Source organism: Oxalobacteraceae sp. CFBP 8761 (assembly GCA_014841595.1).
Taxonomy (GTDB): Bacteria; Pseudomonadota; Gammaproteobacteria; order Burkholderiales; family Burkholderiaceae_D; genus Telluria.
Genome location: JACYUE010000001.1, coordinates 1,536,633 through 1,556,813, shown reverse-complemented (window position 1 = coordinate 1,556,813; position 20,181 = coordinate 1,536,633). Strand labels below are relative to the sequence as shown.

At 64.5% G+C, this 20,181-nt stretch carries 18 protein-coding genes; 13 read left to right on the top strand and 5 right to left on the bottom strand.

The window, feature by feature from the left end:
• Window positions 1-87: 87 nt before the first annotated feature.
• The 4 genes from IFU00_06880 to IFU00_06865 all read left to right on the top strand — a co-directional run bounded on the left by IFU00_06880 (window position 88) and on the right by IFU00_06865 (window position 4,449).
• Complete coding sequence (locus IFU00_06880; GenBank protein ID MBD8542009.1) at window positions 88-549, top strand: RidA family protein; 462 nt, start codon at window positions 88-90, stop codon at window positions 547-549.
• A gap of 163 nt (window positions 550-712) precedes the next feature.
• The gene (locus IFU00_06875) at window positions 713-1,906 is read left to right on the top strand and encodes a PLP-dependent aminotransferase family protein (protein ID MBD8542008.1); all 1,194 of its coding nucleotides are present in this window, start codon (window positions 713-715) and stop codon (window positions 1,904-1,906) included.
• 162 nt (window positions 1,907-2,068) lie between these two features.
• A complete protein-coding gene (locus IFU00_06870) occupies window positions 2,069-3,427 on the top strand; it encodes a diguanylate cyclase (GenBank protein ID MBD8542007.1) in 1,359 nt (452 codons plus the stop codon).
• 68 nt (window positions 3,428-3,495) lie between these two features.
• On the top strand, window positions 3,496-4,449 hold the full coding sequence (locus IFU00_06865; protein ID MBD8542006.1) for a 3'-5' exonuclease: 954 nt from the start codon (window positions 3,496-3,498) through the stop codon (window positions 4,447-4,449).
• 83 nt (window positions 4,450-4,532) lie between these two features.
• Here the strand turns inward: IFU00_06865 and IFU00_06860 are convergent, their stop codons facing one another.
• On the bottom strand, window positions 4,533-6,086 hold the full coding sequence (locus IFU00_06860; protein ID MBD8542005.1) for a glycerol-3-phosphate dehydrogenase/oxidase: 1,554 nt from the start codon (window positions 6,084-6,086) through the stop codon (window positions 4,533-4,535).
• 224 nt (window positions 6,087-6,310) lie between these two features.
• Here IFU00_06860 and IFU00_06855 point away from each other — a divergent pair, with 224 nt between their 5' ends.
• Window positions 6,311-7,351, top strand: a complete 1,041-nt coding sequence (locus IFU00_06855; GenBank protein ID MBD8542004.1) for an AraC family transcriptional regulator — start codon at window positions 6,311-6,313, stop codon at window positions 7,349-7,351.
• Window positions 7,352-7,379: 28 nt separating this feature from the next.
• Here IFU00_06855 and IFU00_06850 read toward each other — a convergent pair whose 3' ends face one another.
• Entirely contained in the window at window positions 7,380-8,153 is a 774-nt protein-coding gene (locus IFU00_06850) for a DUF1275 domain-containing protein (GenBank protein MBD8542003.1), read from the bottom strand.
• 141 nt (window positions 8,154-8,294) lie between these two features.
• On the opposite strand from IFU00_06850, the gene IFU00_06845 reads away from it, so the two are divergent.
• The 7 genes from IFU00_06845 (at window position 8,295) to IFU00_06815 (ending at window position 16,127) form a co-directional block, all read left to right on the top strand.
• Window positions 8,295-9,509, top strand: coding sequence for a succinyldiaminopimelate transaminase (locus IFU00_06845; protein MBD8542002.1), 1,215 nt, complete (start codon window positions 8,295-8,297; stop codon window positions 9,507-9,509).
• Window positions 9,510-9,551: 42 nt separating this feature from the next.
• A complete protein-coding gene (gene dapD, locus IFU00_06840) occupies window positions 9,552-10,376 on the top strand; it encodes a 2,3,4,5-tetrahydropyridine-2,6-dicarboxylate N-succinyltransferase (protein ID MBD8542001.1) in 825 nt (274 codons plus the stop codon).
• A 95-nt stretch (window positions 10,377-10,471) separates the two neighbouring features.
• Complete coding sequence (locus IFU00_06835; GenBank protein MBD8542000.1) at window positions 10,472-11,617, top strand: PilT/PilU family type 4a pilus ATPase; 1,146 nt, start codon at window positions 10,472-10,474, stop codon at window positions 11,615-11,617.
• 42 nt (window positions 11,618-11,659) lie between these two features.
• Complete coding sequence (locus tag IFU00_06830; GenBank protein MBD8541999.1) at window positions 11,660-12,019, top strand: ArsC family reductase; 360 nt, start codon at window positions 11,660-11,662, stop codon at window positions 12,017-12,019.
• Window positions 12,016-13,152, top strand: a complete 1,137-nt coding sequence (gene dapE / locus IFU00_06825; GenBank protein ID MBD8541998.1) for a succinyl-diaminopimelate desuccinylase — start codon at window positions 12,016-12,018, stop codon at window positions 13,150-13,152. Before IFU00_06830 ends, dapE begins: the two co-directional genes overlap by 4 nt.
• Before the next feature lie 25 nt (window positions 13,153-13,177).
• Window positions 13,178-14,068 (top strand): 50S ribosomal protein L3 N(5)-glutamine methyltransferase, encoded by an 891-nt coding sequence (prmB, locus tag IFU00_06820; GenBank protein MBD8541997.1) that lies wholly within the window; start codon window positions 13,178-13,180, stop codon window positions 14,066-14,068.
• An 85-nt stretch (window positions 14,069-14,153) separates the two neighbouring features.
• Window positions 14,154-16,127, top strand: a complete 1,974-nt coding sequence (locus IFU00_06815) for an ATP-binding cassette domain-containing protein (protein ID MBD8541996.1) — start codon at window positions 14,154-14,156, stop codon at window positions 16,125-16,127.
• An 18-nt stretch (window positions 16,128-16,145) separates the two neighbouring features.
• Here the strand turns inward: IFU00_06815 and IFU00_06810 are convergent, their stop codons facing one another.
• The 3 genes from IFU00_06810 to IFU00_06800 all read right to left on the bottom strand — a co-directional run bounded on the left by IFU00_06810 (window position 16,146) and on the right by IFU00_06800 (window position 19,211).
• A complete protein-coding gene (locus IFU00_06810) occupies window positions 16,146-16,628 on the bottom strand; it encodes a chemotaxis protein CheW (GenBank protein ID MBD8541995.1) in 483 nt (160 codons plus the stop codon).
• Between the two features lie 99 nt (window positions 16,629-16,727).
• Window positions 16,728-18,605: a DUF342 domain-containing protein gene (locus IFU00_06805; protein ID MBD8541994.1), complete on the bottom strand. Its 1,878-nt coding sequence runs from the start codon at window positions 18,603-18,605 to the stop codon at window positions 16,728-16,730.
• A gap of 240 nt (window positions 18,606-18,845) precedes the next feature.
• Window positions 18,846-19,211 (bottom strand): hypothetical protein, encoded by a 366-nt coding sequence (locus IFU00_06800; protein MBD8541993.1) that lies wholly within the window; start codon window positions 19,209-19,211, stop codon window positions 18,846-18,848.
• 200 nt (window positions 19,212-19,411) lie between these two features.
• On the opposite strand from IFU00_06800, the gene ompR reads away from it, so the two are divergent.
• Window positions 19,412-20,179 carry a two-component system response regulator OmpR gene (ompR, locus tag IFU00_06795; protein MBD8541992.1) on the top strand — a complete coding sequence of 256 codons (768 nt, stop codon included), beginning with the start codon at window positions 19,412-19,414 and terminating at the stop codon, window positions 20,177-20,179.
• The last annotated feature ends 2 nt before the right edge of the window (window positions 20,180-20,181 follow it).

The following is a 20,181-nucleotide window of genomic DNA, read 5'->3' as shown; positions in this document are numbered from 1 at the left end:
TAGATGGGTACTCCCAAACCCGGTGGTTGGGCAGCGCCGCCGGCTCGACGTACAATACCGGATTCATTCACGCACCCTGGAAATTCCATGACCGTCTACGACAAACTCAAAGAACTGAACATCACGCTGGAAGCGCCAGCCACCCCGGCCGCAGCCTACGTCATGTACGTCCAGACCGGCAACCTCGTGTTCATCTCGGGCCACATCGCCAAGAACGCCGACGGTTCGCCGAACGCCGGCATCCTGGGCCGCGACAAGACCACCGCCGACGGCCAGGCCGCTGCGCGCTCGGTCGCCATCGACCTGATCGGCACGCTGCAGGAAGCCGTCGGCGGCGACCTGACCCGTGTCAAGCGCATCGTCAAGCTCATGAGCCTGGTCGCATCGACCCCGGAGTACAACGAGCAGCACCTGGTCACCAATGGCGCGTCGGAACTGATCGGCGAAGTATTCGGCGACGCTGGCAAGCACGCGCGGTCGGCCTTTGGCGTCGCATCGCTGCCACGCGGCACGTGCGTCGAGATCGAAATGATCGTGGAAGTGGCATAAAAACAGCGTTTGCGTGGCAATAACCGGCGCACATTCGCCGGTGTTTCCTTTACTGTCATGACGGGTGGCGCTGACCCGGCGCCGTCCGCCGACAAGAGATCGCCTACCCGGCGTGTTCTATATAATGGCCCGGCACGACCGTGCCCCTTCCTGCGAGACAAGTATGAAAATCGACAACCCTAATCCTATCCAGTGGCAGTTCTCGGAACGCGCCGCGCAGCTGCAAAGCTCCTTCATCCGCGAAATCCTGAAGATCACCCAGCGTCCGGACATCATTTCGTTTGCCGGTGGCCTGCCGTCGCCAGCGACCTTCCCGGTCGAGCGCATGAAAGCGGCCTACGACAAGGTGCTGAGCGAAGCCGGCAAGGTGGCGCTGCAATACGGCCCGACCGACGGTTACGCGCCACTGCGCGAATGGATTGCCAATTCGTTGTCGACCGAAGGCTCGATCATCCTGCCGGAACAGATCCTGATGACGTCCGGCTCGCAGCAGGCACTCGACCTGCTCGGCAAGGTGCTGGTCGACGAAGGCAGCCGCGTGCTGGTCGAAACCCCGAGCTACCTGGGCGCGCTGCAGGCGTTCTCGGTGTACCGCCCCGAATTCAAATCCGTCGACACCGACGAGCACGGCCTGGTGCCGTCGTCGATCGACGCCGTCGCCAAGGGCGCGCGCATGCTGTACTCGCTGCCGAACTTCCAGAACCCGACCGGCCGCAGCCTGTCGCTCGAGCGCCGTCGCGAACTGGTGGAAACCTGCGCGCGCCTGGCCATCCCGCTGATCGAGGATGATCCGTACGGTTCGCTGTCGTACCGCGGCGAGCCGATGCCGAAGATGGTCGCGATGAACCCGGATGGCGTCATCTATATGGGCTCGTTCTCGAAGGTGCTGACGCCCGGCATCCGCCTGGGTTACGTGTGCGCCCCGCTGCCGCTGGTGCGCCGCCTCGAGCTGGCCAAGCAGGCTGCCGACCTGCACACCGCGCAGCTCACGCAGATGGTCGTGCATGAAGTCGTCAAGGACGGTTTCCTCGACGAGCACATCCCGACCATCCGCAAGTTGTACAGCGACCAGTGCCAGTGCATGCTCGACGCGATGAAAGAACACTTCCCGACGAGCGTCAGCTGGACCGAACCGGAAGGCGGCATGTTCATCTGGGTCACGCTGCCACAGCAGATCGACGCGATGAAACTGCTCGAGCAGTCGCTGGCCGCCAAAGTGGCGTTCGTGCCGGGCGCGCCGTTCTATGCCAACGATCCGGCGTCGAACACGCTGCGCCTGTCGTTCGTGACGGTGCCACCTGAACGCATCCGCGAAGGCATCGCCATCCTGGGCAAGCTCATCGCCGGCATGCTGTAATACCACCCCGATTGGCCCGCGATTCGTCCGCGGGCCAATAACGGTTCAGTTGCATTATTGCAACAACCGTATCACGTGGTGGGTTTCTGGCAAGATCAGTTGTCTGATTACCTCGGATTGCGGTTATGATTTCCGCACACTGATGAGGTCTTTCCGCAACTGATGATGTACCCTGCTCTAGCGCTAGCAGCTCCGGCGCGCCAATCCGCCATTTTGATCGTCGACGACGCCCCGGACAGCGTCGGCTTGTTGCAGGACATGATGCGACAGCAGGGTTACCAGACCTTCGTCGCCGGCACCGGCAAACGTGCACTCGACATTGCGCTGCGCGTGCAGCCCGACCTGATCCTGCTCGACGTACGCCTGCCCGACCTCGACGGGCTGGAAATCTGCCGCCGCCTCAAGCGCTCCCCTGACACCGCCCACATCCCCGTCATCTTCATCAGCGAGTGCAGCGAGACCGATGACGTCGTCGCCGGCTTCGACACCGGCGCCGCCGATTACATCGCCAAGCCCGTACGGATGGCCGAAGTCTGCGTGCGCGTGCGCGCCCAGCTGCGCCTGCGCAGCAGCAGCGACAGCCAGAAACAGCAGGCCGAGCGCCTCCAGCTGGTCGTCGACGGGATGGACGAAGGCCTGATGCTCGTCGATGCAAGCGGTTGCATCGCCTTTGCCAACCCTGCCAGCGAAGGCTTCCTGGCGCAGCCCCGCAGCCTGCTCGTCGGGCGCCCGCTGTGCGATCTGCTCGAGCCGCCGGCGGCCCACGACTATGCCGCCTTCTTCGCCAACCCGTCGGACGAGAATGCCGCTGCACGCTGCCGGGGCACGCGCGAAGTGCTGCTGCACCAGCCCGACGGTGCACTGCGTGCGATCGACATGGGACTCTCGCCGATGGCCGGCGACGAAACCCTGTTCGTCATCCTGCTGCACGACATCACGCACCACAAGCAGTCCGAGACGGCGCTGCAGCATGCCGCCCTGGTCGACCCGCTCACGCGCATCGCCAACCGGCGCCACTTCGACGCCTTCCTCGAAAAAGAATGGCAGCGCGCGATCCGCAATGGCCAGCCGCTGTCGCTGATCGTGATCGACGTCGACCATTTCAAGGGCTTTAACGACAGTCTGGGCCACGCCGCCGGCGACGCCTGTCTGCAATCGATCGCCGAAGCGCTGCAATCGCATGCGATGCGCCCGACCGATCTGGCGGCGCGCTACGGCGGTGAGGAATTCGTCGTGCTGCTCGCCGATACCAGCGCCGCAAACGCTGCGAGTCTCGGTGAAACGATCCGCGCCCACATCGAGCGCCTGGCCATGCCGAACCCGCGCGCCGACGGCACCGGCGTGGTCACGGCCAGCCTGGGCGTGGCCTGCATCGTGCCGACGCTGTTCGACGATCTGCGCTCGCTGTTCATCTCGGCCGACCGGGCCATGTACGAGGCCAAGGCGCGCGGACGCAATCAGGTCGTGATGCTGCAGGCAGGGACGACGCTGGAAACCGTGCGCGGCGGCCGCGTGCCCTGATCTCAAGCTTTTTCAACATCGCCAACCGCGCCCCCTAACCGCCCCAGTCGAATCATCATAATTTACCCATGCTCGATTCTTACTATCCTCAGTCCGGCGAGCCAATCGTCTTCTTCGATTTTGAAACCACAGGCTTCTGTTCAAAAAAAGATCGAATTATCGAAGTAGCAGCGGTCAAGTATGTTCCAGGCGCTGTATCACATCCCCACATGCAGAAGCTGATTGCAATCGACAGGCCCCTGCCCCGATTCATCACAAATCTGACGGGTATTACCGACGTCATGCTTCGCGAAGGTGGCCGACCGATGGAAGAAGTGTTGGATGAGTTCATCGAATTCATTGGAGGTCACGATGTCGTGGCATTCAATATCAATTTTGATGTGCGATTTCTTAATGCCGCAATCGAACGTCACGGTCGCATGCCCGTGCGAAATGTCGGACATTGTGCCCTCGCCAGAGCGCGATCTGCGTGGCCCGACTTGTCGAGCCACAAACTGATCCATCTCGCAAAGCATTTGGATCTCGAAACAGGCTCCAGCCATCGTGCGTTGGATGACACGCTGGTTGCACTGGAAGTCTATTTCCGGGCCATCAAAGCGAACTCTGCGGGCATGCCCGAACGGAGCAGGGACAAGACAGTGCAGGCAGGCGCGCCCTCGATTATTCCAGTTATCAGTGGGCCTCGGCAGTTTCGTATTGAAACGCTCGGCACGCGACGTTATCAAAATGTGTTTGAAGCTGTATGTGGTCCACGAACCCAAAAAGGTACAGTTGTTGACACCCAAGTTCAATTGCTTCTTGCAGCATCATCAAATAGCGTGAGAGTCTTGTTGGACGAAGAGATTGTAGGCAACCTGTCTCCTCGCCTTGCCCAAGATTTCAGACGCGCGGTCATTGAGGGCGATCTGGCTGAGTTCAAACATTTTGAATGCTCAGCGAAAATCCGAGGCGGGAAAATCAGCGACCCGCCAGAGGTTGGCCTCTACGAGATGTGGCTCGACATTCCTCAGGATGACGACTGAGAGGGCGAAGATTTATTCTGACTGCTCCGGAAACGCCTTCTGGAGTTGCGTGTTCCGGTAATTTAAACCAAGCTTGGTACGACTCAGGCTGCCGGCACCGCGTGCTGCAACCGCCAGGCTGCGATATAACGTTTTTCCTGCGCCTCCCACTGCGCATCATCCCACCCCAGCTCCTTCTGGCAGATCGCGCGCACCCGACCCATGAGGGCGGCGCCGCCGTCGGTCAGCTGGATGCCCAGGCGCGTGCGGCGCAGCAACAGGTCGTCGAGGCGGTACACCTGTTCGGCGCGCGCCGCCCAGCGCAGCTCGGCCCACAGCGTGTGCGTGCCTGGAATGCATTCGAGCTCGCCCGCGTGCGCGGCAGAAAGCAGCGCCTTGACGTGCGCGCCGTGGCGGCCCGTCAGCCGGCGCAGCACATTGGGCGGCAGGTCGCGCCGCGCCGGCGCACTGGCGCGCGCGAACACGGCGCCGCGCTCGGTGCGCATCTGCCAGCCCGGCAACTGGCGGGCCGCTTCGCGCAGCACGTCGCGCGCGGCGAGGCGGAACGTGGTCAGCGTGCCGCCCGCGACCGACACCAGGCCGGGCTCGGACCACACCAGATGCTCGCGCTTGTCGCTGATCGATACGCCGTCGCTACCGCTGTCGAACACGAGGCGCACGCCGGCAAACGTGGCGAGCACGTCGGCATCGACCAGCGCCAGCGGCGCGAACTGGGCCTGCACGGCCGCCATCAGGTAATCGAATTCGCGGCGCGTGATGCTCGGCTGGGCGTTGACGTCGTCGGCCTGGTCGATGTCGGCCGTGCCCACCAGCGTCACGCCCTCCCACGGAAAGGCAAACACGGGACGACCGTCGACCGGATGCAGCAGGCTGACGGCTTCGGTCAGTGGCAGGCGGTCGGCCGGCAGCAGCAGGTGGCTGCCGCGCAGCCAGCGCAGGCGGGGTGCTTTGTCGTTGCCGCCGGCGTTGGCAGGCGCCGGCGGCGCGCCGGTGGCGTCGATCACCAGGCGGGCGCGCACGGCCGTCTCGGCGCCCGTGCGTTCGTCGCGCAGCAAGGCGCCATGCACCTTGCCGCCATCGCGCACGAGCGATTGCACGGTCACGTAATTGCACGCCACCGCGCCATGGGTGCGCGCCTCGCCCAGCACGCGTAGCACGAGGCGCGCATCGTCGGTCTTGGCGTCGGTGTAGCGGATGCTGCCGGCGCTGCGCGGATCGGGCGCATCCGGGGCCGGTTTGCGCAGCGCGTCCTGGCGCTGCCATTGCGGTTCGCGCCGGCCCGTGAGCAGGTCGACCACGCGCAGCATCGACAGCAGGCCCAGGCGGCGCGTGAGGTCGGCGCCATGGTTGGCAAACGCGAACGGCTGTGCATCGACGAGGCCGGGCGCCGCGCGCAGCAGCGCTTCACGCTCGGCCACCGCGTCGCGCGTGCGGCGCAGGCTGCCGGCCGCCAGATAGCGCAGGCCACCATGCATCAGTTTCGACGAGCGGCTCGACGTGCCGCAGCCAAAGTCGGCCTGCTCCACCAGCAGCGTTTTGAGGCCGCGGCGTGCCGCTTCAAGCAGGACGCCGGCGCCCGTGATGCCGCCGCCGATCACGAGCACATCCCAGTCGCGCGGTGGCGGGAACGTCGTCATGGCCGCACCATACAGGCGGCACGCATGCAGCCGGCGGGACCGGACCGGCAAAACAGCGCACATGGCCGGACATCCAACGCCCGGGGCCGGTCTTGCAGTCGCACCGCCATTACTTCGTTACTCCAGCCGTTCCAACGCCGCATCGATACGCTTCCCGTTATACTGGGCACAAGTTGCCCTTTTTGCCAGACTAGTCAGGGCTTCGCCAACTGTATTGCGCATTCATGCCATCGCCTTGCTCCATCACGCCACACTTGCCCAATCCCGCCCGCGTGACTGGCGCCTACCTGCAGGCGCTTCTCCATGCTGCCCTTGCCCGCGGTGTTACGCACGATGCGCTTGCCGCTGCCGTCGGCCTTGCCGCCGATGCACTCGACCCGCTTCCTGCCACCCTGCCGACAGCACGCTACATCGCCCTGCTCGATGCTGGCGCGCGGCTGGCGAACGATCCGTTTTTCGGTTTGCATGTCGGCGAACAGGTGCGGCCCGCAACCTACAGCGCCTACGGCCTGCTGCTGCTGGCCTGCAGCAGTTTCGGCCATGCGATGGCGCTGACCCAGCGCTATGAATCGCTCGCGCACGACCTGGGCCGCAGCCGGCTGGGGATCGAGGGCCCGCAGGCACAATATGAATGGATCAGCCGCTATCCGGACGCCACGCGTCACCTGGCTGAAAGCGTGTATGCCGGCATTGCCGTGTTCGGCAGCTGGATGGCGGGCCGGCCGCTACTACCGCAGGCGATGCGCTTCCGGCACGCCGATCCCGGCCACGGCCACGACGAATACCGGCGCGTGCTGGGCGTCGCGCCAACCTTCGACGCGCCACGCCACTGCGCTGCCTTCGACGTGGCGCTGCTCGACATGCCGGTGCCGAACGCCGACCCCAGCCTCTACCCGGTGCTGCAACAGCATGCCGAAGGGCTGCTGGCGCAGCGCGTCCTGGTCGCCGACGGTATCGTGGCGCGGGTGACGGCGGCGCTGACGCCGCGGCTGCCCGATGGCCAGGCACGCCTGGCGCCGGTGGCGGCAGAACTGGGATTGTCGGCGCGCACGCTGCAGCGCAAGCTGGCCGAGGCCGGATCGAGCTTCCAGCAGGTGCTCGATGGCGTGCGCTTCGCGCTGGCGCAGGAGTATTTACGGCGGCGCGAACTGGGCCTGGCCGACGTCGCCTTTTTGCTGGGATTCCAGGACCAGAGCGCGTTCACGCACGCGTTTCGCGAGTGGAGCGGCATTAATCCAGGCGCATGGCGCGCGCAGGCTGCGTGAGCGGTCACTCAGGGCCGGCAAACTGCGTTCAGGCGTCGTGCCCGGCCCGCCGGGCGCGCCCGAGCACGCGTAGCGTGTCGTCAACCACAGGCACAATCCCCAGCACGCACAGGAAGCCGGCCAGCGGGATCGTCGACAGGTAGCCCAGGTGCTTGAAGCCCAGCGCACCGGCCACGCCGCCAATGCAGAATGCGACCAGAAGCGCCACCATCAGGCCCAGGCGGCCCAGGTTGGCCGTGACCTTCGGCTGGCGCAGGCCGCCATCCCGGTTCCAGTACGCCAGCTTGCCCAGCTCGATGCCAATGTCGGTGACGATGCCGGTCATGTGGGTGGTGCGGATTTCGGCGTGCGAGACCTTGGTGATGACGGCGTTCTGCAAGCCCATCATGAAACACAGCAGCATCACGGTCAGCGGGATGAACAGCGCATCGATGTCGTTGAGCCGCGCGCCCAGGATGCCGAATACCAGCAGCAGGATTGCCTCGAGCACCAGCGGCAGCGCGTAGCCGCTGTGCAGGCCCTGGCGCCGCACGAGATTGACGAGTATCGCGGTGCTGGCCGCGCCCAGCAAAAAGCTGAGCAAGGCGCCCACCGCCGCGAGCACCAGGTCGGTCTGGCCGAGCACCAGATGGTCGGCCGCACTCGAGACGATGCCGGTCATGTGTGACGTGTACTCGCGCACCGCCAGGTAGCCGCCCGCGTTGATGGCGCCGGCAACGAAAGCCAGCGCCACGCCCAGGTGGCGGTTGGCGCCCGGCGTGCGGGCGTGTCCAGTCAGGCTGCGCGCGTAATTGATCGGCACGGAAAATCGGCTTTCAGCGTGAACATCACGGGTGGGTATTGACGTTAGATGTTACCGCAAATCACTTTAATCGTATGCCCCGTGGCAGCGATTCCTGGCGCTATAATGAAAAATTAGCGAAAAGCGCACACTGGTATCGCCGTGAATCCCCATCTCGACAAACTCCACTCCTACCCGTTCGAAAAACTGCGCCAGTTGTTTGCCGGCGTAACACCGAACCCGGACTACGCACCCATCAGTCTCGGCATCGGCGAGCCGAAGCATCCGACGCCCCCGTTCATCGAGAAAGCGCTGATGCATGCAGTATCGGGCCTGGCCAGTTATCCAAGCACGATCGGCAGCGAGCCACTGCGCACCGCCATTGCCGGCTGGCTCGAACGGCGCTACGGCTTGCCCGCGCTCGATGCGGCCACGATGGTGCTGCCGGTGAACGGCTCGCGCGAGGCCCTGTTTGCCATCGCGCAGTGCACGATCGACGCATCGAAGCCGGATCCGCTGGTGGTGTGCCCGAACCCGTTCTATCAGATCTACGAGGGCGCGGCCTACCTGGCCGGTGCTGCGCCGTGGTTCGTCAACTCGGAACCGGGCCGCAATTTCGCGCCCGACTACGCGAGCGTGCCAGAAGAGGTCTGGCCGCGCGTGCAGCTGATGTATGTCTGCTCGCCCGGCAACCCGACGGGCGCCACGCTGACGCTGGACGACTGGCGCGACCTGTTCGCGCTGTCGGACCGCTGGGGCTTCCTGATTGCGGCGGACGAATGCTATTCCGAGATCTATACGGGCAGCGCGCCCCCGCTGGGCGCACTGGAAGCAGCGCACCAGCTGGGCCGCAGCAGCGGTGAACAGCCCTACCGCAACCTGATCGTGTTCTCGAGCCTGTCGAAGCGCTCGAACGTGCCGGGCATGCGCTCGGGCTTCGTGGCGGGCGATCCGGTGGCGATGAAGCGCTTCCTGCTGTACCGCACCTATTGCGGCGGGGCGATGTCGCCACCGGTGCAGGCGGCATCGATCGCGGCCTGGAACGACGAGCAGCACGTGCAGGAAAACCGCACGCTGTACAAAGAGAAATTCCATCTGATCACGCCGCTGCTCAAGCAGGTGATGGACGTCGAACTGCCCGACGCCGGCTTCTACCTGTGGGCCGACGTGCGCCGCACCGGCCTGTCGGATGTCGACTTCGCACGGCGCCTGTACGCCGACTATAATGTCACGGTCCTTCCGGGCAGCTACCTGGCGCGCGATGCGCACGGGCAGAACCCGGGCCAGGACCGCATCCGCATGGCCCTGGTGGCCAGCGTCGACGAAGGCCTGGAAGCGGCCAACCGCATCGTCCAGTTCTGCCAGGGCCTCACCTGACGCCTGCGCACCCCTGAAATCATTCCAACCAAGACCAGCACCATGACCCAACAACTCCAGAACATCATCGACACCGCCTGGGAACAGCGCGCCGACATCAGCCCGAACAGCGCCAGCGCCGAACTGCGTGACGCAGTCGCCCACGTGCTCGCGGGCCTCGACGACGGCAGCCTGCGCGTCGCGCAGAAGGACACCGGCACCTGGGTCGTGAACCAGTGGCTCAAAAAGGCCGTGCTGCTGTCGTTCCGCCTCGAGAACAACGTGCCGGTCGTCTCGGGCGACATCCAGTTCTACGACAAGGTCCCGACCAAGTTCGCCGACTACACGCCCGAAGACTTCGCTCGTGGCGGTTTCCGTGTGGTGCCGCCGGCAGTGGCCCGTCGCGGCAGCTTCATCGGCAAGAACGTCGTCCTGATGCCGTCGTACGTCAATATCGGCGCCTACGTCGATGAAGGCACGATGGTCGACACCTGGGCCACGGTCGGTTCGTGCGCGCAGATCGGCAAGAACGTCCACCTGTCGGGCGGCGTGGGCATCGGCGGCGTGCTCGAACCGATGCAGGCCAACCCGACCATCATCGAAGACAACTGCTTCATCGGCGCGCGTTCCGAGATCGTCGAAGGCGTCATCGTCGAAGAAAACTCGGTGATCTCGATGGGCGTCTACATCGGCCAGTCGACCAAGATCTATGACCGCGCCACCGGCGAAGTGTCGTATGGCCGCGTGCCGTCGGGTTCGGTCGTCGTGTCGGGCAGCCTGCCGTCCGCCGACGGCAAGTACAGCCTGTACTGCGCCGTCATCGTCAAGCGCGTCGATGCACAGACGCGCTCGAAGACGGCGATCAACGACCTGCTGCGCGGCGACTGATTGCGCAAGTAGTCAGTACGGCTGGTTGAACGGGGCGGCGTGCCCGCCCTGCTCAACTGGCTTTTGTAACTCCCCCGAATGACGGAGACGATGCGATGGCCATGGACCGCCTGTTCCAGCTGATGAAAGAGAAGAACGCGTCCGACATGTTCTTCGCCGTGAACTCCCCGGTGCACATCAAGATCAACGGTGCGCTCATCCCCATCAACCAGCATCGCCTCGAACCCGAGAACATCCTGTCGCTGCTGTCCGAGATCGCGACGCCAGAACAGATCGACGAACTCCAGCGCGACAATGAATTGAACATGGGCGTGTCGGTCGCGAACGTGGGCCGGTTTCGCCTGTCGGCGTTCCGCCAGCGTGGCTCGATCTCGGCCGTGTTCCGCTTTATCCCGGCGACCATCCCGCCGCTGGCCGAGCTGGGCCTGCCGCCGGTGCTGGCCGAACTGATCATGGAAAAACGCGGCCTGATGCTGGTCGTGGGCGCCACGGGCTCGGGCAAGTCGACCACCATCGCGTCGATGCTCGACCACCGCAACGACCTGCGCACCGGGCATATCCTGACGCTGGAAGACCCGATCGAGTACCTGTTCAAGAACAAGAAATCGATCGTCAACCAGCGCGAGATCGGCAGCGACACGCATGATTTCGGCATCGCGCTGAAGAACTCGATGCGCCAGGCGCCCGACTGCATCCTGATCGGCGAAATCCGCGACCGCGAAACGATGCAGGCCGCGCTGGCCTATGCGCAATCCGGCCACCTGGTGCTGGCCACGCTGCACGCCAACAACAGCTATAACGCGCTCAACCGCATCATCAGCTTTTACCCGCTGGAAAACCGCAACGCGCTGCTGCAAGACCTGGCGTCGAGCATCAAGGCCATCGTCTCGCAGCGGCTCGTGAAAGCCGCTGCCGGCGGCGCGCGCCGCGCGGCAGTCGAAGTCATGCTCAATACCCGCTACATTGCCGACCTGATCGAACAGGGCGAAATCAGCCAGATCAAGGAAGCGATGGACAAGAGCCTGTCGGCCGGTTCGCAATCGTTCGAAGGCGCCCTGTTCCACCTGATCAAGGAAGGCCACGTGACGCAGGACGAAGGCCTGGCCAACGCCGACTCGGCCACCAACCTGCTCTGGCTGCTCAACAACGGGCCCGATAGCCAAGTCCAGCAGCAGATGGACGACAAGGCCAGCGAGCCCAAGGGCGGCGCCTCGTTCACCGAGTTCACGCTCAACTCCTGATGTTCCAGGGCGGCGCTGCCGTCCGCTTTTTTACTTCCCCCCATGACGACTACCCTCTACGGCATCCCCAATTGCGACACCGTGAAAAAAGCCCGCACCTGGCTGCAGGATCACGGCATCGACTTCACGTTCCACGACTTCAAGAAGCAGGGGCTCACGCCTGAACTGGTGAAGGCCTGGCTGCAAGACCTCGACTGGACCACGCTGGTCAACCGCAAAGGCACCACCTGGCGCAACTTGCCGGACGAACGCAAGGCGGCCATCGTCGATGCCGACAGCGCCATGGCGCTGATGCTCGAGAACCCGTCGGTCATCAAGCGCCCGGTCGTGCAAGGCGCCGGCCCGGTGACGGTCGGTTTCTCGCCGGCTGCATTTGAAGAAAAATTCGGGACGGCGCCATGAGACCGTCACGCACCCTGCTGCTCACTGAAGAGCTGATCGCGCTCGACTCGATCACGCCCCAGGACAAGGGCTGCCAGCAGCGCCTGATCGAACTGCTGGCGCCGCTGGGCTTCGTGTGCGAGACGATCGTCTCGAACGGCGTGACCAATCTGTGGGCGCGCAAGGGCGAGAATGCGCCGCTGTTCGTGTTTGCCGGCCACACCGATGTGGTGCCGGCCGGTCCGCTGCACCAGTGGACATCCGAGCCGTTCATGCCGACGCAACGCGATGGCAAGCTGTACGGCCGCGGCGCGTCCGACATGAAGACGTCGATCGCGGCGATGGTCGTCGCCTGCGAAGAATTCATCGCTGCCTATCCGGAGCACCGCGGCTCGATCGCGTTGTTGATCACGAGCGACGAAGAAGGCCCGGCGGTCGACGGCACCGCCATCGTCTGCGACCTGCTTGAAGAACGGGGCGTCGCGCCCGACTATTGCCTGGTGGGCGAGCCGACCTCGAACCACGTGCTGGGCGACACGATCAAGAATGGCCGGCGCGGTTCGCTGTCGGGCCACCTGACGGTCAAGGGCATTCAGGGCCACATCGCCTATCCGCAACTGGCGCGCAATCCGATCCACCAGGCCGCGCCGGCACTGGCCGAGCTGACGCTCGAAGTGTGGGACGAAGGCAACGAGTACTACGCGCCCACCAGCTGGCAAGTGTCGAACATCGCCGCCGGTACGGGCGCCAACAACGTGATTCCCGGCAGCGTGAGCCTGGACTTCAACTTCCGCTTCTCGACCGCCAGCACGGCCGAAGGCCTGCAGGCGCGCGTGCATGCGATCCTGGACCGCCATAGCCTGGACTACGATCTGGACTGGACCTTGTCGGGCCTGCCCTTCCTGACCGAAAAAGGCACGCTGTCGGACGCCGTCTGCACCGCAATCAGAGACGAACTGGGCGTGCATACCGAATTATCGACCTCGGGCGGGACCTCGGATGGCCGCTTCATCGCCCGCATCTGCCCTCAGGTGATAGAATTCGGCCCACCGAACGCCAGCATTCACAAAATCGACGAGCACATCGAACTGCGCTACATCGATCCCCTGAAGAATATCTATCGCCGTACGCTCCAGCGCCTGCTGGCCGCTTGAAGCCCTACAACCCATCATCCAGGCCATGACCACCACCTCATTCTCCACGCCGCGCGACCTGCTGCGCTATGCGATCACCCGTTTCAATGGTGCCAAGCTGTTCTTCGGCCACGGCAGCGTCGAAGCGTTCGACGAAGCCGCCTACCTGATCCTGCACACCCTGAAGCTGCCGCTCGACCGCCTGGAGCCGTTCCTCGACGCCAGGCTGCTGGACGACGAAGTGCTGCAGGTGCTGGCCGTGATCGAGCGCCGCGTGACCGAGCGCGTGCCGGCCGCCTACATCACCAAAGAGGCATGGCTGGGCGAGTACCGCTTCTATGTCGACGAACGCGTGCTGGTGCCGCGCTCGTTCATTGCCGAGCTGATTCCGCAGCAGTTCAGCCCATGGCTGGTGGACCCGGATGGCGTGGAAAACGTGCTTGAGCTGTGCACCGGCAGCGGTTGCCTTGCGATCATGATGGCCGATACGTTTGCCAACGCGGTCGTAGATGCGATCGACATCTCGAAGGATGCGCTGGCCGTTGCCGAGACAAATATCCGCGAATACAAACTCGAAGGGCGTGTGAACCCGATCGAGTCCGACCTGTACGAGAACGTGCCGTTCAAGAAATACGACCTGATCATCACCAACCCGCCGTACGTGAATGCCGAATCGATGCGCACGCTGCCGCAGGAATACATGGTCGAGCCGCAGATCGCGCTGGCCGGTGGCGAAGACGGCATGGACCTGGTGCGCAAGATCATCGCCGGCGCCGCCGAGCGCCTGACGCCGGAAGGCATCCTGGTGGTTGAAATCGGCAACGAGCGCGAGTACGCCGAAGCCGCGTTCGGCCACCTGGGCCTGACCTGGCTGACCACCAGCATCGGCGACGATGCCGTGTTCCTGCTGACGGCCGAACAGCTGCAAAACGCGTAATCATCCGCATCCTTCTTTTATCCGTGGGGTTGGCGACTCGGTTGCCCACCCCACGCTGCACGTCAACTTTCAAGCGTCCCACACCATGATCCGTATCCAGAACGTCAGCCTGATGCGCGGCACCAAGCCGCTGCTCGTCGATGCCGACCTGACCCTCAACCCGGGCGACAAGATCGGCCTGATCGGCGCCAACGGCGCCGGCAAATCGAGCCTGTTCGGCATGCTCCGTAACGAGCTGCACCCGGACCAGGGCCAGATCGACTTCCCGGCCAAATGGCGCATGGCATACGTGGCGCAAGAGACGCCAGCGCTGGACCGCGCGGCGCTCGATTACGCCATTGACGGCGACGTCGGCCTGCGCAAGCTCCAGGCCGAGCTGGAAGAACTGGAATCGCACCCGGACGTCGACGCTCACGGCATGCGCCTGGGCGAGCTGCATGGCATGCTGGCCGACGCTGACGGCTACACGGTGCAGTCGCGCGGCGAACAGCTGCTGCTGGGTCTGGGCTTTTCGCTGGCACAGATGAACCAGCCGGTGGCAAGCTTCTCGGGTGGCTGGCGCATGCGCCTGAACCTGGCGCAGGCGCTGATGTGCCCGTCCGACCTGCTGCTGCTCGATGAACCGACCAACCACCTGGATCTGGATGCGATCATCTGGCTCGAAGACTGGCTCAAGCGCTACACGGGCACCCTGATCATCATTTCCCACGACCGCGACTTCCTCGATGAAGTGGTCAACGTGATCGTGCACATCGACGAGCGCAAGCTGAAGCGCTACACGGCCAACTACTCGGGCTTCGAGCGCCAGCGCGCCGCCCAGATGATCCTGGCCGCCGGCGCCCTCGAGAAGCAGCAGCGCCAGCGCGCGCACCTCGAGTCGTTCGTCAACCGCTTCAAGGCGCAGGCCTCCAAGGCACGCCAGGCCCAGAGCCGCATGAAGGCCCTGGCCAAGATGGAAGAGCTGGCACCGCTGCGCGCCGCAGCCGAATTCTCGTTCGACTTCCGCGAGCCGCTGTCGGCACCGAATCCGCTGCTGGTGCTCGACAAGGTCGATGCCGGCTACTTCCTGCTCGACGAACATGGCGACAAGGTCGGCAAGAAGACCATCGTCAACCATATCGACTTTTCGCTGACCATCGGCCAGCGCATTGGCCTGCTGGGTGTGAACGGCGCCGGCAAGTCGACGCTGATCAAGACCATCGCCGGCGAGCTGATGCCGCTGACCGGCGAAGCGACGATCGGCAAAGGCCTGTCGATCGGCTACTTCGCCCAGCACCAGGTCGAGATGCTGCGCCATGACGAGTCGCCCCTGTGGCACCTGGCCAAAATCGCGCCGACGGTGCGCGAGCAGGAACTGCGCAACTTCCTGGGCAGCTTCAACTTCCCGGGCGATATGGTGACCAGCTCGATCAAGCCGTTCTCGGGCGGCGAGAAGGCGCGTCTGGCGCTGGCCCTGATCGTCTGGCAGCGCCCGAACCTGCTGCTGCTCGATGAACCGACCAACCACCTGGACCTGGAAACACGCGAGGCGCTGACGATGGCGCTGGCCCAGTTCGAAGGCACGCTGATCGTCGTGTCCCACGATCGTCACCTGCTGCGCGCGACGACCGATGAATTCATCATCGTTGCCGACGGCCGCCTGCAACCATTTGACGGCGACCTGGACGACTACAAGGACTGGCTGTTCAAGACCAAGCTGGGCAAAGGCACCGACATCCTGCCGCTGGCCAAGGCCGCTGCGCCCGTCGCGCCGGTGCCAAGCGCCACGCCGGCCGAGCGCAAGGAACAGAAGCGCCTGGGCGCCGAAGAGCGCCAGCGCAACGCCGCGCAGCGCAAGCCGATCGAGAACAAGGTCAAGCGTCTGGACGAGCAGATGGCCAAGCTGCAGGCAAAAAAGGCCACGATCGATGCCGCCCTGCTCGACCCGACGATCTACGACGCGCAGAACAAGGATCGCCTCAAGACGCTGGTGGCCGACCAGGCATTCGTGGCGCGCGATCTGGAAACGTTCGAAATGGAGTGGCTGGAATTGCAGGAACAGCTGGAAGCGCTGGCGTAAGCTGGCAGTACGACGCCGTCAGGCGGCCCGGAGCGGCCGCCGCGGCGACAACGACATCAGGCCATCGATGTCGATCAGGATTACGCAGCGGCCGTCGATGCGGGCAATGCCGATCAGGTAACTGGCGCCCGCTTCGCCCGGGACGGTTTGCACGGCTTCCGGGCGCACGTGCACGATCCCCGTCACCCCTTCCACAACCATTCCCACCAGACCGCTCGACAGGCGCAGGATGATCACGTCGGTATCGGGATGCACCACGCCGCCGTGCGCATTCACCACTTGCGTGGCAGTGGTACGCATGTCGATCACCGGCAGGATCACGCCATGCGACAGCGCCACGCCGCCGATGATGTCGCCATCTTCCGCGAAGCGTTCGAGGGACTTGAGCAATTTGAGTTCTTGCACGCGCGCGCAATCGAGTCCGTACTCCTGCCCGTCGAGCATGAAGCTGAGGTAATCCCGTGGTGCGCCAGACCGTGGCGCGCGCGATGTGGTGTGCATGGTGGATCCTTCGTCAGTCCGACCACCATCGTATGCCTGCCTCCCGGCCTGATGTTGACTACCATCAACTTGAACTGGCCGCCCCGTGGGCGGAAAGGTTCATCCCGGCGAGACGGCGGATGCGGAATCCCAGGCCCAGGCGCCGTCGCGGCCTGCATGCAACAATTCGGTGCCGATGGCATCGCGCAGGCGCAGCCGGATGTCGCGCGGCCCTTGGTCCCAGATGCAGCCAAGATCCGGCTCGTACGGCAATGCGCGCACCTGCACCTCGCCGGCAATGGCCTCGAGTGCAATCTGCGCCGCGCCGACACGGTCGTAACGCTGCGCTTCCAGGCGGCCCAGCACCGCCATCCCTGACTTCCGTTCGGCGTCGAGCTTTTTCGCTTCGTCCGACAAGCGGCCAAGCTCCTTGAGCGCGGGCCCCGCGGTATCGGTCATGCGCTGGAACTGCGGCACCTGCTCGGGCTTGAGCACCAGATCACCGCTGCGGATGCGCGGCGCGATTTTCAGGTACTTGCTCAGGTGCGGCTGGGCCGTCAGCGTCTCGATCGATGCGCGGTGGCGCGCTGCGAGCTGGCCGAACTGCCCGATGCGCTCGCGCACCTGGGCCATCGCATCGTCGATGCGCGCACAATCGGGCCGCAGCAGATATACCAGCATCTCGCCCTGCTTCCAGGGCGCGGCGCGGCCGATCCGGACGCGCCGGCCGGCAATCGCGCTGCCTTCGGCGTGCGTGACCTCGACGTCGTCGCCCATGATCTCGCAGTTAATCGCGGTCTCGACCCGGATGCGCGCACCGGAAATCACGCAGTTCTCGGCCCGCCCGAGCACCACGTCCCCCTTGGCCGCCTGGATCGTGGCGCTGGAGGCCACGCCCAGCACACGCACGCCGCCATTCATGTTGCGCGCGCTGCCGCCGACCAGGTTGCGCTCCAGGCGGACGGCCCCGCCACGCGAGAGCACGTGGCCATACACGTCTGCATGCACGGTGATGCTGTCGCCTTCGATGGTGCGCTGTTCCTGCACCTCGCCGAATTCTTCGTAGTCGCCGCTCAGGTTCAGGTTGCCCGTGGTCCTGGCGCTGACGCCATCGCGGCTGACGATCTTGTCGGAGATCGCGATGCGGCTGCTTTTCGGGTCGACATTCAGAAATCCGTCGCGGCGCGCGATCAGGAATTCGCCCGCAGGAACGACGTCGATACCGGTGCCTTCGGCGGCATAGGCGGCCAGGTCGAGGTCCTTGCCGATCTCGGCCAGGAGCGGAATGCCGGTCAGCTCGAAACCGGGACTGCCCGCCGTGCGGGGCACCTTGCGCAGCAGGCGCGTACCCATGCGCACTTGCGGAAAGCGATTCTGGAAGCTCATGAGGTCGAGCCTGCCATTGGCCAGTTCGAGCGGCGCATCGCTGCGGTGCAGTTCGTTCGTGACTTCTTCGACGCGCGCGGCGTCGCCGTCGACGGGCGGCAAACGGCGCGCCACCACGTAGCGCCCGGCCACACCCTTGCCGATGGCCTCCGCGATGGCGGCGACATCGGCGCCGAAGCGGATCCCCTTGACCCACATGTCGGCGACAAATTCGTCGGCATCGAGCGCGGTTGGCCGCTCGCCGCCGTCGGGATCGGGTTCGACCACCGGCTCGAAATAGTATTCGGCCTGGCCGTCCGTGATTTTCACTGAACGGTACAGCGCCTGGCGGGCCGGGGTGAACGGGCGAATGTCAGCGGCGATGCGCACCTGCACCCGGCCCGCGGCATCGCGCGGCAATGCCGGGCCATGGCCATACAGCGCCTTGATGAGTATCGGGTAATCGAGTCCCGCCAGGTAGTGGCCGGCGCGCAGCAAGCTGTCGAGCGCCGCCACGAGAGTCGTGCCGAGCGCTTCCGGGTCGGCGTACACGCCGTCCTCGCGCCGAACGATGCAGTGCTCTGGTCCGTCAGAGACAAAGCGTGCTACAGAAGATAAGGCGACATCGGACACGTTTGCGCTCCAGGTTGCGGATGTTGTTGGTGGCTGACCTTACCAACAGTAAGGCGCTCGCCAACATAGCATGTTGCGCTAACTAAATAAACATATAGCAATAAATTTTGCGAAAAAGAAAATGCACAGGGTGAGCACTAGACTAGCAGGGCGGGCCGGCCCCGTGCGATTGATACCGGTCAAACGCCAGATACGACAACGGCGCCAGAGGCGCCGTCGTTTTGCTGAAGCAGCCGCGTGTCAGCGGCGGCGCGAATTGGGATACAGATCCGCACCTTCCTTGATCTGGCGGCGCAGGTCGCGCCGCTCGTCCGGCGACAGGCGCCCGCGAGGCCGCTCTTCACGCACCGTGTCCTGCTGGACCTCGGCATTGCGGCGGCCCTGCTCGCGCACTTCGAATGCGCGCGCGTCGCGCAGGGCCTGCATGTCGTAACGCTCGCGCGCCTGGACGTCGTCGCTGCGGCGGTTGCGGTCCTGGTCCTGGGCCAAAGCGCCGGCACCGGTTGCTGCAAACGCGCAGGCGAAAACACCAAGGCGCACAAGCCGGGCGAGCCGGCCGCGAGCGGTACCGGGTGCTGCTGGATTGTCGTTGAGCGCGTGGTTCATGGTGTTCCTCTTCCGTGATGCCTGATAAACGGATAAGCTGTGTTGATCACTTGACGCCAGTGTAGGTTGATCGCGCAGGCGGGGTAAGACTAATTGGGTAAAGTTTGTAACACATTGTAATGGCTGAGCTGAGTCGTGCCTGCGGCGCCGCCATAAGAAGTTACCATAGCGACATTCATCTGACAATTCTGGACAGTTCCATGACTTCATCGACTTCGAACATTAACGTGGGTACGGGCACGCAGGGCGGCCACTCCGCCAAGATCATGGTCGTGGATGACGACGTGCGCCTGCGCGATCTTCTGCGCCGTTATCTGACCGAACAGGGTTTCCAGGTCGTGACTGCCGAAAGTGCACCCGCCATGAACAAGCTGTGGCTGCGCGAACGCTACGACCTGCTCGTGCTCGACCTGATGCTGCCCGGCGAAGACGGCCTGTCGATCTGCCGCCGCCTGCGCGGCGCCGGTGACCAGACCCCGATCATCATGTTGACCGCCAAGGGCGAAGACGTCGACCGCATCGTTGGCCTCGAGATGGGCGCCGACGACTACCTGCCCAAGCCGTTCAACCCGCGCGAACTGGTGGCCCGCATCGGCGCGGTGCTGCGCCGCAAAGGCCCCGACGAAATCCCGGGTGCGCCATCGGAAACCCCGCAAACCTTCGAGTTCGGCGACTTCATCCTTGATCTCGGCACGCGCACGCTGAAGAAAAACGGCGAGACCGTGCCGTTGACCACCGGCGAATTCTCGGTGCTCAAGGTGTTTGCGCGCCATGCACGCCAGCCGCTCTCGCGCGAAAAGCTGATGGAACTGGCCCGTGGCCGCGAATACGAAGTGTTCGACCGCTCGCTCGACGTCCAGATCTCGCGCCTGCGCAAGCTGATCGAACCCGATCCTTCGAGCCCGCTGTACATCCAGACCGTCTGGGGCCTGGGCTATGTATTCATCCCTGAGGGTCAGCCGCGCTAGTG